Below are 13,425 nucleotides of genomic sequence, written 5' to 3'. Positions count from 1 at the left end.
CGGGGGAGAGGGGAGAAACGGGGGAGGGGAGGAACGGGAAGGGAGCGAAAGGCAGGCGGGGGAAGCGGGTGCGGAGTGCTGCTGCGCGGTGGCCACCGTTGGTCGTACAAGTTGGTCCAGACCAATTGCCTTGTCAAGAGGTCCAGACCAAAATCGGGGCACCGGACCCCGACCCTCCGCCGCTTCCCGGGCCGTCCGTGCGGTCAACTCCCCGCCTCGCCGCCACGCTTTCGGGCGCGACCTCCACCCGTACGGCCCTCAACCTGTCCCGTTTTGCAGTGACTTGCGCACGCACAGTTGTCACCCGGCTCCACAACCACTGTCTCCGGCCTCGAAGGCGCAGTTACAGTGCTCAGGTAGTCACGCAGTGAAGTCAACTCGGGGCGCCGGAAGGGGAACGCCGGCGCGCCGTCGGGGGTCGAGCGGGGAGCCGGCGTGTCAACTGCGATCGCTGTGACCAGTGGCGACATGGCGCTGCCCGGTCAGGACGAACGGACCGTGCCCGCCACGGTCCTGAACGACCTGGACCGGCAGCCGCTCGAGCAGGCGCTCGACGCGATGCGGACCCTGCTCGACCAGCACGGACACGTCATCGTCGTGTGCTCGCAGGCCGTCCCCCAAACGGTCGAGGCCCGGCTGCGCACCGTCCGCTCCCTGCTGGAGAGCGACCGCATCGCCCTGTTCCGCCCAGATCTGCCGCCCCTGGGGATCGCCGTCCTGGCCCGCCAGTTACGCCAGCTCGCCTCCTGCGACCTGAGCCCCGGCGTCCTCGCCTCGGCCGGCCGGCTGCTCACCCACTACGTCCACGCCGGTGCCCTGCTCAACTCCGTCACCCGTCTGGACCGCGTCCCCGTCGGCCTGAAGTCCCACGCCAAGTCCTGGCTTCCCGGCAGCCAGTTCGGCGTGATAGCCCACCCCGCCCCGCAGCTCGTGCGCATCGGCCCCGAAGCCGCCCTCACCGGGCCCGACTTCGGCACCTGGATGCTCGTCGCCAAGGGCCAGCTCCAGTCCGACTGGGTGCAGACGACCCTCGCCCCGTCCTGGCGGGTGCTCGCACTGCACGAGGCCCCCCTGCCCGCCGAGTCCGCCGCCTGGTGGGGCACGTCGAAGCTCGTCGAGTTCTGCACCTACCTGCCCGACCTGTCGGTCCTCTACCAACTGGTCACCTCCGTGCGCCAGGGCGTGTGCCACTGGTGCGGCATCGACGTCATAGGAGACCGCTGCGTCTTCTGCTCCGCCACCGCACCACCGGTCCACGAGAGTCACACCCCCACCGGTTGACCGGACGAGCCCGCACCACCCGCCATCCGCTCCCCTCGACCGCTATCCCAACGAGGTTGCACGGTTCATGAACTCCCGTCAGCGCCGCGGCGTGATACTCCTGCTCCTGTCCGTCCTGTGCGCCCTCGGCGCGTTCGCGGGCGTCCTCTCCGTCGTCGACGACGCCAAGTCCAAGGTCGGCCCCGAGGTCACCGCCTACCAGCTCAAGACCGACGTGAAGCCGTACACGACGCTGAGCGCCGACCAGTTCGAGAAGATCAGGATGCCCAAGCGGTGGCTGTCGCCCAACGCCGTCACCGACCTCTCCCGCATCCGCGGCAAGATCGCCGTCACCACCCTGCGCCAGGGCTCCCTGCTCCAGGACGACATGATCGTGGACCAGCCCGCCCTGCGCCCCGGGCAGCAGGAGGTCGCCATCATGATCGACGCGGCCACCGGCGTCGCCGGCAAGATCACCCCGGGCTCCTCCGTCAACGTCTACGCCACCTTCGCCGGTCAGCGTCAGGGCGACCCCGCCCAGTCCAAGATCATCGTGACCGGCGCCAAGGTGCTCGACGTGGGCCGCATCACCGCCCTCGACCCCAACTCCGACAACCGGGGCCGGCAGCCCAGCGAGGTCGTCCCCATCACCTTCGCGCTCACCGCCCTGGACGCCCAGCGCATCACCTACGCCGAGTCCTTCGCCCAGCGGGTCCGCCTGGCGCTGGTCGCACCCGGCGGCGACGCCGGCGTACCGGCCGGCGACCGGACCTACGAACTCGCGAAAGACAAGTGAGAGGCCCGCAGCCATGCCCACCAGGATCCTCCCGGCAGCCGGCGACGCGGACGCGGTCCGGTCCCTCACCACCCTGCTCAGCCAGCTCCCCGACGCCGAGCCGGTGACCCCCGTCGGTGGCTCCACCCAGCTCGTGGACACCCTCGCCCGGCTGGCCGCCGAGTCCGTGGACGAACTGCCCGAGGTCGTGGTCGTGCACGAACGGATCGGCCCCGTGCCGGCCCTGGAGCTGATCCGCGAGGTCGCCCTGCGCTTCCCCGCCGTCGGCGTCATCCTCATCACCTCCGACGCGAGTCCCGGCCTGTTCGCCGCCGCCATGGACTCCGGCGCGCGCGGCCTGGTGGCCCTGCCCCTGAGCTACGAGGAACTGGCCAGCCGCGTCCAGGCCGTGGCCCAGTGGTCCACCGGCGTACGGCGGCATCTCGGCCACGGGGGCGAGGTGTTCACCGGCGCCGGCGGCAGCGTGGTCGCCGTCAGCGGCGCCAAGGGCGGCGTCGGCGCCACCCTCACCGCCGTCCAGCTCGCCCTCGCCGCCCAGGTCTCCGGGCACAGCACGGCCCTGGTCGACATGGACCTCCAGGCCGGCGACATCGCCTCCTACCTCGACATCCAGTTCCGCCGCTCGGTCGTCGACCTGGCCGCCATCAACGACATCTCGCCGCGCGTCCTCGCCGACGCCGTCTTCCGCCACGACACCGGCCTCGCCCTCCTCCTCGCCCCCGCCGAGGGCGAACGCGGCGAGGAGGTCACCGACCGGGCCGTCCGCCAGCTCGTCAGCGCCCTGCGCTCCCGCTACGAGATCGTCGTCGTGGACTGCGGCGCCCAGCTCAGCGGCGCCAGCGCCGCCGCCGTCGAGATGGCCGACACCGCGCTGCTGCTGACCACTCCGGACGTGGTCGCCGTGCGCGCCGCCAAGCGGACGGTGCGGATGTGGGACCGGCTGCAGATCCGCAAGGCCGAGGAGACGACCATCGTCGTCAACCGCCACACCCGCGGCGCCGAGATCCAGCCGCCACTGGTCCAGAAGATCACCGCCACGGCGGTCGCGGCCACCGCAGTCCCGGCCGCCTTCAAGGAACTCCAGGGCGTCATCGACGCGGGCCGTCTGCACGAACTGGACGACAAGAGCACCGTCAAGCAGGCGCTGTGGGCACTCGCCGCCGAACTCGGCCTGGTCAAACGGGCCGAGACCGACCGCAGGACCGGCGGCCGGCTGCGCGGCGACCGGGGCTCGGTGAGCTTCCGGCGGCGCAGGGAGGCGGGCGGATGAGACGACACGGCGCGGCGCGCTTACGCGACGACAGCGGGCAGGTCGCCATCGAGTTCCTCGGCATGGCGCCCACCATCGTCATCACCCTGGTGCTGCTGTGGCAGTGCGTGCTGCTCGGCTACACGTACACGCTCGCGGGCAACGCCGCGGACGAGGCGGTACGGGCGGGGACGGCGGCGCCCCCCGGCGCCCGGGACGGCGCCTGCCAGGCGGCCGGGGTGGACAAGCTGTCGTCCGCCTGGCGCGCGGGCGCGGACGTGGGCTGCACGACGGGCGGCGGCTATGTGACGGCCCACGCCTACCTGCACGTGCCCGTCCTCGTCCCCGGCCTGATCGACTTCCCCCTCCAGGTGAAAGCCCACGCGGGGGCGGTGGAGGAGGTGAAGGACGATGGCTGAGCGGACGTACGGGCGATCGAGCGCACGCCGGCGCGACCGCGGCCAGGTCGCCATCGAGTACCTGGGGTTCCTCCCCATCCTGATGCTGATCGCCGTGGCCGCCATACAGATCGGCCTCGTCGCCTACAGCGCCCAGCAGGCCGGCACCGCGGCCCGGGCGGGGGCGCGCGCCGCCTCGCTCGACATGAGCGCCCAGCAGGGCTGTCAGCAGGCCGTGTCCGCCGCGCTCAGCGACCGTACGACCTGCGGCGAGGCGCGCGGCGGCGACACGGTCTCGGTCACCGCCACCATCGAGATCCCCTCCATCATCCCCCTGTGGGACCCCATAGGCAGCGCCCGCAAGACCGCGACCATGCCGCTCGACCACCCGCCGACCCCCTGACCCGCCGACCCACTGACGAGGAACGGACCGAGGAGCCCTGGACAGATGAGTCTCCGCGCACGCATCAACTCCCCCGAGGAGCAGGGCAGCCGGGGCGAGGACGCCCATCTCGTCGCCTCCTACCGGGCGAAACTGCTGGAGGAGATCGACCTCGCGGAGATGAGTTCGCTGGCCGCCGCCGACCGCCGGGCCCGGCTGGAACGCGTCCTCGGGCACATCGTCAGCCGCGAGGGCCCGGTCCTTTCGACCGCCGAACGCGCCCAGCTGATCCGGCGCGTGGTGGACGAGGCGCTCGGCCTCGGCATCCTCGAACCCCTTCTGGAGGACGCCTCCATCACCGAGATCATGGTCAACGGCCCCGACGCGATCTTCGTGGAGCGCGGCGGCCGGGTCGAGCAGCTGCCGCTGCACTTCGCCTCCAACGACCAGCTGATGCAGACCATCGAACGGATCGTCTCCACCGTCAACCGGCGCGTGGACGAGACGAACCCGATGGTGGACGCCCGACTGCCGTCCGGCGAACGCGTCAACGTGATCATCCCCCCGCTGTCGCTCACCGGCCCCGTCCTCACCATCCGCCGCTTCCCGCGCTCCTTCACCCTCCAGGAACTGATCGGCTTCGGCTCACTGGACGAACCGATGCTCTACCTGCTGGCCGGGCTGGTGCAGGCGAAGTTCAACATCATCGTCTCGGGCGCCACCGGCACCGGCAAGACGACCCTGCTCAACGCCCTGTCCGGCCTGATCCCCGGCGGCGAGCGCATCATCACCATCGAGGACTCCGCCGAACTCCAGCTCCAGCAGTCCCACGTCATCCGCCTGGAGTCCCGCCCGCCCAACGTCGAGGGCCGCGGCCAGATCAGCATCCGCGACCTGGTCCGCAACTCCCTGCGCATGCGCCCCGACCGCATCGTCGTCGGCGAGGTCCGCGGCGGCGAATCGCTGGACATGCTCCAGGCGATGTCCACCGGCCACGACGGCTCGCTGGCCACCGTGCACGCCAACAGCGCCGAGGACGCGCTGATGCGGCTCCAGACGCTGGCCTCCATGTCCGACGTGGAGATCCCCTTCCCGGCCCTGCACGACCAGATCAACAGCGCCGTCGACGTCATCGTCCAGCTCACCCGGTTCGCCGACGGCGCCCGCCGGGTCACCGAGGTCGCCCTGCTCGACAGCCACGGCAGCGAGCCGTACCGGCTGGCGACCGTGGCCCGCTTCGCCGCACAGCCCATGGCGGCCGACGGCCGGATCCACGGCGCCTTCGTGTACCACCCGCTGCCCCGCCGTGCCGCCGACCGCCTCTACATGGCGAGCCAGCCCGTCCCGCAGGCCTTCGGCGTCGCCCACTCCGCAGACCAGCTGGCCACCCGAGAAGCCAGGTAGGAAGCCGATCCCATGGAACTGAGCACCCTCGTCACCCTCACCACCGGCGTCGCCCTGCTGACCTGCGTCCTGGCCGTCGCCGGACTGCACGCCTACACCACCGGCCGGGCACAGCGGGCGGCCCTGGTCGACCGGCTCACCCGGACCGGGCAGATCGCCACCGGCCGCCGACGCCGTTTCCGCGGACTCGACCGCCGCCTGCGCCGCACCGGGCTCGGCCGCAAGCTCGAACTCCGCCTCGCGGCCACCGGACTGGACATCACCCCGGGCGAGTTCTTCGTCTGCATGCTCGCCGTGGTCGCCGCGCTCTGGCTGATCGGCCAAGCCGCCCTGGCCCCCTTCTTCGGCCCGATCGCCGGCCTCCTCGGCATCTGGGCGGCCCTCCAGTTCCTCAGCTGGCAACGGCAGAAACGCATCGAGAAGTTCATCAACCAGCTCCCCGAACTGGCCCGCATCCTCGCCAACGCCACCCAGGCCGGTCTCGCCCTGCGCACCGCCGTCGGCATGGCCGCCGAGGAACTGGAGGCACCGGCCGGCGAGGAGCTCGGCAAGGTCGCCCACCAACTGGCTCTGGGCGCCTCGATGGACGACGCCCTCGGCGAACTCGCCGACCGCCTCCCCTCCCGCGAACTCGTCGTCCTCGTCACCACCCTCGTCCTGTCCAACCGCGCCGGCGGCCAGGTGGTCAGCGCCCTGCGCAACCTCACCGAGACCCTGGAGGAACGCAAGGAGACCCGCCGCGAGGTCCGCACCCAGCTCTCCCAGGTCAACATGACCTCGTACGCCGTCCCCGTGCTCGGCATCGGCGCCCTGTTCCTGATGAACGGCGTCAAGGACGGCGCCCTCGCACGCATGACGGGCTCCCCGGTCGGCCAGGCCGCGGTCATCGTCGCCTTCGCCCTCTACGCCGTCGGCTTCGTCCTCATCCGCCGCCTGTCCCGCATCGACGTCTGAACCGGCTCCGCGCCACGGAAGGAGGGAAACGGACATGGCACTGCTGCTCGCACTCGTGACGGGCCTGAGCGTGTGGGGCGTCTTCGCCGGCATCCGCATGTACCGGGCGGACGCCAAACTCCCCAGCGACCTCGCGCTCGCCCTGGAGGTCGGCGCCACCCGCACCGGGGCCGTGGACTCCGTCATCGACCGCCTCGGCATGCGCTACGCCCCCGCCGTCCTGCGCCTGATGGGCCCGAGTCTCGTCGCCAAGTACCGCCGCAAGATCGACCTGGCCGGCAACCCCGGCGGCCTCACCATCGACCGCTACGCGGCCCGGCGCGCGGTCTACGGCTTCCTCGGCGGCGTCGGCGGACTGGTGTTCGTACTACGCGGCCAGTACTTCGTGGCGCTGCTCCTGTTCGCCTTCGGCGCGCTGTGGACCGAGGTCGGCATCTGGTCGGCCATCCGCATCCGCAAGGACGTCATCGAACGCACCCTGCCGGACTTCCTCGACGTCCTCGCCGTCGTGGTGAGCGCGGGACTCGGCTTCCGCCAGGCGCTGGACCGGGTCGCCACCCGTTACGAGGGTCCCTGGGCGGACGAACTCCGCATCACCCTGCGCCAGATGGACCTCGGCATGAGCCGCCGCCAGGCCTTCGCCGAACTGCGCCGCCGCAACGACTCCGAACAGGTCGCGATGTTCGTCACCGCCCTCCAGCAGGGCGAGGAACTCGGCGCGCCGATCGTGGACACCCTGGTCTCCCTGGCCAAGGACATGCGCCGCACCGACGCGCAGAACGCCCGCCGCAAGGCCGCCCGCGCGGTCCCCAAGGCCACCATGATGATCACCACCTTCATGGTCCCGGCCACGATGATCCTCCTCGCCACGGGCCTGCTCCTCGGCTCCGGCGTCGACTTCAACTCCGTCACGGGGAAGTGAAGGCAGATGGCCACGCACATGCCGACGAGGGGAGGACGGGGGCGTACGGGGGCGCTGCCGCAGCGGCCGAAGGGGCGGGCGGGGAAGTGGCCGGGCGGCCCGAGGCCCGGCCACGGACGGCCTGCCGCCGACGGTGAGCAGCCCCCGCAAAGGTCACCGGCACGCGACAGCGACGGCCGACCCCCGAGGACGGCCGAGGCCCCGACGTCGTCCACCCCGCAGGGTCTGGCCCCCGAAAGACTCCAGATCAGCGCCTTGCAGGCGATGTGCCGTCACGTCTTCGCGTTCCGCCTGGCGATGATCGCGCTCTCCGCCCCCTCCGCGCTCCTCAACGCCGCCCCGGGCCTGGCCACCCGCCTCGTCGGCACCGCGGTCGTCGTCACCTTCATGGGCTCCTACGTCCTCTTCCGGGACTGGGAGCGCTTCGGCCCCCTCCTCCTGCGCCACCCCACCCTCCTCGCCCTGGACACCCTCTTCGGCGCCCTGCTGCTCATCGCGGCGGGCACCGACAGCACCCTGGCCTACGTCAGCGTCTGCACCCCCCTCCTCGCCGGCCTCGTCTACGGCTGGCGCGGCGCGGGGATCTTCGCCTCCCTCCAGTCGCTGATCCTGCTCGTCGTCTACGCCGCGACCAGGGACCTCCACACGGACCTGGCCCAGGGCGCCCTGCTGCCCGGCCTGTGCGTGATCGCGGGCGCGGCCGGCGTCACCCTGCGCAACCTGCTGCTGCGCTTCGGCGAGGCGACCCGCGCCCTGACCGCGGTGCAGGCCCGCCTGGCGGTCACGGAGGCGGTGGCGGCCGAACGCGCCCGCCTGGCCCGGGAGATGCACGACTCGGTGGCGAAGACGCTGCACGGAGTCGCCCTGGCCGCCGACGGCCTGGCGGCCTCGGCGGGCAGCGACCGCATGGACCCGGCCCTGGTGAGGCAGCAGGCGGACCTGGTGGCCCGCTCGGCCCGCAGGGCGGCGGCCGAGTCCCGCGAACTCCTCACGGACCTGCGCCGAGAGACGGACCCGACGCACGGCAGGGACGTCACCGCCGAACTGGAGGAGCTGGCAGCGGACTTCACCTCCCGCACGGGCCTGCCCACCGCATTCCACCGGACGGGGGATGCCTCCGCGCCGTCCGTCCCGCCCGCCGTGGCCCGCCACCTCCTCGCCATCGCCGCGGAGGCCCTGGAGAACGCCCACCGCCACGCCTCCCCGACCCGGGTCGAGGTGCGCGCGGGCGTCCACGGCGAACTGCTCCGCATCAGCGTCCACGACGACGGCACGGGCCTGCCCCCGGGTGCCACCCTCGAACGACTCCGCGAGGCGGGCCACTTCGGCCTGGTCGGCATGGTCGAGCGGGCGACGGCGGTGGGCGCCCGCATCCGCGTCGGCCGGGGCTGCCGCCCGAGGGGGACGGAGGTCCGCATCGAACTCCCGCTCGACGCGGTGACGATCCCGCGCGCCTGACCGCACCCGGCCCCGAGAGGAGGCCCCGAATGCCCGATCCCTTCCCGCGCACCTCACCCCCCGCCGACCCCACCCCCCTCCGGGTGATCGTGGCGGACGACAACCCGGTGGTCCGGGCGGGCCTGACAGCCCTGCTCTCGGGCCGCGCCGACATCACGGTGGCGGCCGAGGCCGCCGACGGCCGCGAGGCATGGGAGGCCGCCCGGCGGCACCGCCCGGACGTCGTCCTGCTGGATGTGCGGATGCCCGGCGTGGACGGCCTCGCCGCGCTGCCGTACCTGGTACAGATAGCCCCGGTCGTGATGCTCACCTACAGCCGCGAGTCGGAGATCGTCCAGGAGGCCCTGCGCCGGGGCGCCGGCGGGTACCTGGTCCACGGCGAGTTCACGGCCGACCAGTTGGTGACGGCGGTACGGGACATCAAGGAGGGCAGGGCCCACTTCACCCACACGGCGGCGGGCGCACTGCTGGACCAACTGCGCAGGGACCGCCCCGCGACACCGGCGCGGGGCCCGATGCCGGAGCCTCTGGAGAGTGCAACTGCACACGGGGATGCCGCACCAAGCCCCAATGGGCTAGCGATTTCCGCGAAAGAGCTTTCGCGACTGCAACCAGATATGGGACAGTCGTCGTCAGGGTGGACGGCCGGCCGTCCGGCCGCCGTCGACAGGTCGAGGTTCCAACTCAGCACGAGGGAGGCGGAGATCATGGACCTCATCGCGTCCGGCATGACCAACCACCAGATCGCCGCCGCCTGCTTCATCAGCGAGAAGACGGTCAAGAACCACATCAACCGCATCTTCGCCAAGCTGCACAGCACCAGCCGTGCCGAGGCCGCGGCGAAGTGGCTGGGCACGGCGCCCGGCTCGCCCCGCGACGGGGGTGACCGCTGATGAGGACGCGCAAGACGCCCCGGACGAGGCACGGTCGCGCTGCCCTTTGGGCCCGTGAATGGGCCCTGGGGCCCTCCGGCGCGGACCCCTTCCCGGCATACGTTCCCCAGGGCGCACCCGGCACCGATACCCGACCCGGAGGGGAACACCATGAGCGACCTGATGCTGAAGACCGCGGTTGCCACCAAGGCCCGCGTCAACACCTGGAAGAACACCACGGTCACAGCGCTCCGAAACCGCGCCGGCGACAAGGGCCAGACGGCGGTGGAGTACCTGGGCATCATCGCGGTGGTGGTGGCGATCGTGCTGGCGATCACGGGGACGAGTATCGGCTCGACAATTCTGGGAAAGATCACCGGGCTGATCGGCAAGGTTGGCAATTGACGCGACCGCGGCGCTACGGCGACGCCGGGCAGGCCTTCCCCATCTACATCACGGTGGTGGGAGGCCTGCTCTTCCTTGCGCTCGCGTACTTCGCGGTCGGCCAGGCGACGGTGAACCGGAGCGGCGCCCAGACGGCCGCCGACGCGGCGGCACTCGCGGCGGCCCAGGACACGCGGAACCAGCTCGCGGACGAGTGGGCGAAAGAGGTGCTGGACCCCACCAAGTGGGACGACATCTTCCAAGGCAACGGCCCGGGAACCGCGCCCTCGTGCTGGAGGGCGCAAGAGCTTGCCCAGCAGAACGAGGCGCAGGTGCTCGACTGCGCACCTGATGGCGCACTGGCATTCACGGTAGAAGTCCAGACGGACAAGACCATGGGCGAATCGGTGGTCCCCATCACCGCCACCAAGCGTTCAAAGGCACGCGCCACCGCTGTGATCGAGCCGCTCTGCACGTTCCCGTCCCTGGCCGGGGACGCCGGACCTCATGCACTGCCCGTGCTCACGTGCAAGCACGGCCGGTCGTGGGAGCTGGACCCGAAGCACCTCACGGAATTACCGAAGCCCCAGGATCTCTTCGACGTCCATTTGGCCGACCGATAAGCGATCGACGAGCGACGAAGGAAGCAGAGTGATGAGTATTCGGTTCATGGCGAAGGCGCGCAGAAGCATGGCGGCGCTGGCCGTTGCGGCCGGGCTGGCTGTCGGCATGGCCGGCTGTGGTAGCGGTAGCGGTGACGATGGCAAGAAGCCCGAGGCGTCGGCATCCGCGTCAAAGGCCGAGGGACCGAATCCGAGTGCTCAGCAGGGAGCTTCGGAGGCACCGCTGGCCGAGCTCAGGGGCCCGGACGGTCTACTCCTCCAGGTCACTTCCGCCGATCGCGACTCCGGTGGCTTCCTGACCGTGAACGGCAACCTCAAAAATGACAGTGGCAAGTCCGTGGTCGTCCCGGTCGCGTTGAGGGGCGACGAGACCGAGATCCTCAAGCATGGGACTTCACTCGGAGGCGCGACGCTTGTGGATTCACAGGGGAAGAAGCGTTATTACGTACTCCGTGACACCGATGGGCGGCCACTCACCACAACCGATCTTTCGACCATTGAACCTGGCCAAACCATCCCCGTCTTCATGCAGTTCCCCTCCCCCCCGACAAACGTCACCGACGTGACCCTCCAGCTCCCCACCTTCTCCAGCGGCACCGTCAAGATCTCCGGGTGAGGGCGGCCACCATGACCCACACCCGGACCCGCTCCCACCCCCGCCTCACCCTCGCCCTCACCGCAGCCACCGTCATGGTCGCCGCCCAGCTCCACGGCGCCGTCGCGGCCCGGGCGGACGGCGGTCCCAGCGAACCCCCCGGCACCGAGGCCTCCGCCTCCGCCCCCGTGCAGGTGGACCCGAACGACCCCGACCTGAAGCTGCCCGAGGGCGCCACGCTCGCCGCGCCCAAGGTGCTGGACATCAAGTCGGTGGTCGAGGACCAGGGTGGCGAGGAGCGCCGCGAGGACACCAACACGGACGTCACCTTCGCCCTCCAGGCCGAGGTGCTGTTCCCCAAGGACAGCGCGAAACTCAGCGACCAGGCGAAGGCCCGTATCGACGCGATCGCCCAGGAGATCAGGAAGCAGCACGCGACCCAGGTCCGCGTCTTCGGCTTCACCGACAACCTCGGCAGCCACGAGCACGGCGTCGTCCTGTCCAGACAGCGCGCCAACGCGGTCCAGGACGTCCTCTCCCAGGAACTGAACGACCCGGACATCACCTTCGACGTACGCGGTTACGCCGAGGACTATCCCATCGCCGACAACTCCACCGAGGACGGCCGCAAGAAGAACCGCCGCGTGGAGGTGACCTTCCCCCGCACGGCGAACTGACCGTCACGGCAACGGCCCTACTCTCTCTCCACCACCTCCACCCGCACGCCCGCCCGCACCCCCCAGCCCGCCATCACCCCCGCAGCCGCCTCCAGGACATGGCGGGAACGGAGGCGCGGGCGGCCCAGGCGTCCCGGCCGCATGGTGACGACGGCGAGGACGCGCAGGTGGCGGTCGAGATAGGCGACGTCGATGGGGATGCGCATGCGGAAGGTGTGGATGCTGTTGGCGGGGGAGAGGAGAAGCGCGCCGTCGATGCCGTGCCGTCCCAGCAGCCCCTTGGTACGGGCACGGTAGGAGGTCGCCAGCTCGAGCGGGACCACCCGCGGAACGGCCACGACCGCCCCGTCGCTGCCGTCCTCCGCCCCCTCCCCGTGCACGATCAGCCGTCCCCGTCCGTCCCGCCAGCGTCCTGCCACCCTCGGCCGCCTTCCCGGTCTGCTGCGGAGGTTCCTCCGGTGCCATTCCCGATCCCGACCGACCGTAGCCGTACCGCCATCGGGCTCACATGGGTCCACGGGCCCATGACCCGCGCGGCCCGACCGCACTAGGGTCCCCGCGTGCGCGCATTACTGATCGTCCTCGCCGCCCTGTGGGGTACGGGCGCCGGGCTGCTGGTGCCCCGGGCCGCGCACCGCCTGTCGGTTGAGGCGGAACGACCCTGGCGCGCGGACTGCCCCGGCGGGCACCCGATCACGGGAGCGTTCGGCGGCTGGATCGGCCGCGCCCGCTGCACACTCCTCACCGCCACACACCACCCCGCCCCCGCCGCCGCCCCACAGCAGCCGGCCACAACCCCCGCCCCAGCCCCCGCCGACCCTCAGCCCCTCCCCCCGAACTGCACCCCCTACGGCCCGCACACCCCCCGCACCGCCACCACCACCGCACTGATCTGCGCCGCCCTCGCCGCAGCCACCGGGCCCCGCCCCGAAGCAGCAGCCTGGTTGCTGGCCGCACCGGTCGGTGTGCTGCTCGCCCTCGTGGATCTGCGCGTGCACCGGCTGCCGGACGTGCTGACCCTGCCGCTGGCGGCCACCACCGCCGCCCTGCTCGGCCTGGCCGCCCCGCTGCCCGCGGCCGGCGGCTCCTGGACGACCGCCCTGCTCGGCGGACTCGCCCTGAGCGCGGCCTACTTCGTGCTCTTCCTCGTCAACCCGTCCGGCATGGGCTTCGGCGACGTCAAACTGGCCCTGCCCCTGGGGACGGCGCTCGGCTGGTACGGCTGGCCGATCGTGGTGACGGGCGGCCTCACCGGCCTGCTGTACGGAGCCCTCTACGGACTCGGCCTGGTCGCACTGCGCAAGGCAGGCCGCAGGTCCGCGATCCCCCTGGGCCCCTTCATGCTCGGCGGAGCCCTCACCGCCCTCCTGCTGGGAGCCGCCACCCTGCCGTAGCCGGCGACCGGCCCGCCCCACCTGCCCCGCCCCCGTAAGCAGGAGGCGGACGTAAAC

General features: G+C 71.6%; 16 protein-coding genes. 15 read left to right on the top strand and 1 reads right to left on the bottom strand.

Annotated features, from left to right (window positions below; all coding sequences use genetic code 11):
* Positions 1-468: 468 nt before the first annotated feature.
* The 14 genes from AB0N63_RS09330 to AB0N63_RS09265 all read left to right on the top strand — a co-directional run bounded on the left by AB0N63_RS09330 (position 469) and on the right by AB0N63_RS09265 (position 11,974).
* Positions 469-1,281 (top strand): hypothetical protein, encoded by an 813-nt coding sequence (locus AB0N63_RS09330; protein ID WP_365526444.1) that lies wholly within the window; start codon positions 469-471, stop codon positions 1,279-1,281.
* A gap of 67 nt (positions 1,282-1,348) precedes the next feature.
* Positions 1,349-2,056, top strand: coding sequence for a Flp pilus assembly protein CpaB (gene cpaB, locus AB0N63_RS09325; RefSeq protein WP_365526302.1), 708 nt, complete (start codon positions 1,349-1,351; stop codon positions 2,054-2,056).
* A 13-nt stretch (positions 2,057-2,069) separates the two neighbouring features.
* Complete coding sequence (locus AB0N63_RS09320; protein ID WP_365526300.1) at positions 2,070-3,326, top strand: AAA family ATPase; 1,257 nt, start codon at positions 2,070-2,072, stop codon at positions 3,324-3,326.
* On the top strand, positions 3,323-3,724 hold the full coding sequence (locus tag AB0N63_RS09315; protein WP_365526298.1) for a TadE/TadG family type IV pilus assembly protein: 402 nt from the start codon (positions 3,323-3,325) through the stop codon (positions 3,722-3,724). The genes AB0N63_RS09320 and AB0N63_RS09315 overlap by 4 nt, the downstream gene beginning before the upstream one ends.
* Positions 3,717-4,106, top strand: a complete 390-nt coding sequence (locus AB0N63_RS09310; RefSeq protein ID WP_365526295.1) for a TadE/TadG family type IV pilus assembly protein — start codon at positions 3,717-3,719, stop codon at positions 4,104-4,106. Before AB0N63_RS09315 ends, AB0N63_RS09310 begins: the two co-directional genes overlap by 8 nt.
* Before the next feature lie 45 nt (positions 4,107-4,151).
* The gene (locus AB0N63_RS09305; protein WP_365526292.1) at positions 4,152-5,489 is read left to right on the top strand and encodes a CpaF family protein; all 1,338 of its coding nucleotides are present in this window, start codon (positions 4,152-4,154) and stop codon (positions 5,487-5,489) included.
* 12 nt (positions 5,490-5,501) lie between these two features.
* Positions 5,502-6,443, top strand: a complete 942-nt coding sequence (locus AB0N63_RS09300) for a type II secretion system F family protein (protein ID WP_365526289.1) — start codon at positions 5,502-5,504, stop codon at positions 6,441-6,443.
* Between the two features lie 34 nt (positions 6,444-6,477).
* Positions 6,478-7,365: a DUF5936 domain-containing protein gene (locus tag AB0N63_RS09295; RefSeq protein ID WP_365526286.1), complete on the top strand. Its 888-nt coding sequence runs from the start codon at positions 6,478-6,480 to the stop codon at positions 7,363-7,365.
* Between the two features lie 18 nt (positions 7,366-7,383).
* The gene (locus AB0N63_RS09290) at positions 7,384-8,823 is read left to right on the top strand and encodes a histidine kinase (RefSeq protein ID WP_365526441.1); all 1,440 of its coding nucleotides are present in this window, start codon (positions 7,384-7,386) and stop codon (positions 8,821-8,823) included.
* A gap of 29 nt (positions 8,824-8,852) precedes the next feature.
* Positions 8,853-9,716, top strand: coding sequence for a response regulator transcription factor (locus tag AB0N63_RS09285; protein ID WP_365526283.1), 864 nt, complete (start codon positions 8,853-8,855; stop codon positions 9,714-9,716).
* Positions 9,717-9,866: 150 nt separating this feature from the next.
* The gene (locus AB0N63_RS09280) at positions 9,867-10,100 is read left to right on the top strand and encodes a hypothetical protein (protein WP_365526280.1); all 234 of its coding nucleotides are present in this window, start codon (positions 9,867-9,869) and stop codon (positions 10,098-10,100) included.
* Complete coding sequence (locus AB0N63_RS09275) at positions 10,097-10,702, top strand: pilus assembly protein TadG-related protein (protein ID WP_365526277.1); 606 nt, start codon at positions 10,097-10,099, stop codon at positions 10,700-10,702. Before AB0N63_RS09280 ends, AB0N63_RS09275 begins: the two co-directional genes overlap by 4 nt.
* Positions 10,703-10,733: 31 nt before the next feature.
* Positions 10,734-11,318, top strand: a complete 585-nt coding sequence (locus AB0N63_RS09270; protein ID WP_365526274.1) for a hypothetical protein — start codon at positions 10,734-10,736, stop codon at positions 11,316-11,318.
* Positions 11,319-11,329: 11 nt separating this feature from the next.
* The gene (locus AB0N63_RS09265) at positions 11,330-11,974 is read left to right on the top strand and encodes an OmpA family protein (RefSeq protein WP_365526271.1); all 645 of its coding nucleotides are present in this window, start codon (positions 11,330-11,332) and stop codon (positions 11,972-11,974) included.
* Between the two features lie 17 nt (positions 11,975-11,991).
* Here the strand turns inward: AB0N63_RS09265 and AB0N63_RS09260 are convergent, their stop codons facing one another.
* A complete protein-coding gene (locus AB0N63_RS09260; protein WP_365526268.1) occupies positions 11,992-12,393 on the bottom strand; it encodes a DUF192 domain-containing protein in 402 nt (133 codons plus the stop codon).
* Positions 12,394-12,534: 141 nt separating this feature from the next.
* Here AB0N63_RS09260 and AB0N63_RS09255 point away from each other — a divergent pair, with 141 nt between their 5' ends.
* The gene (locus tag AB0N63_RS09255) at positions 12,535-13,368 is read left to right on the top strand and encodes an A24 family peptidase (protein ID WP_365526265.1); all 834 of its coding nucleotides are present in this window, start codon (positions 12,535-12,537) and stop codon (positions 13,366-13,368) included.
* Positions 13,369-13,425 lie beyond the last annotated feature (57 nt).

This window comes from Streptomyces sp. NPDC093260, from assembly GCF_040683715.1.
In the GTDB taxonomy this organism is placed as follows: Bacteria; Actinomycetota; Actinomycetes; order Streptomycetales; family Streptomycetaceae; genus Streptomyces; species Streptomyces sennicomposti.
This window is presented reverse-complemented; position numbering and strand designations above follow the sequence as displayed.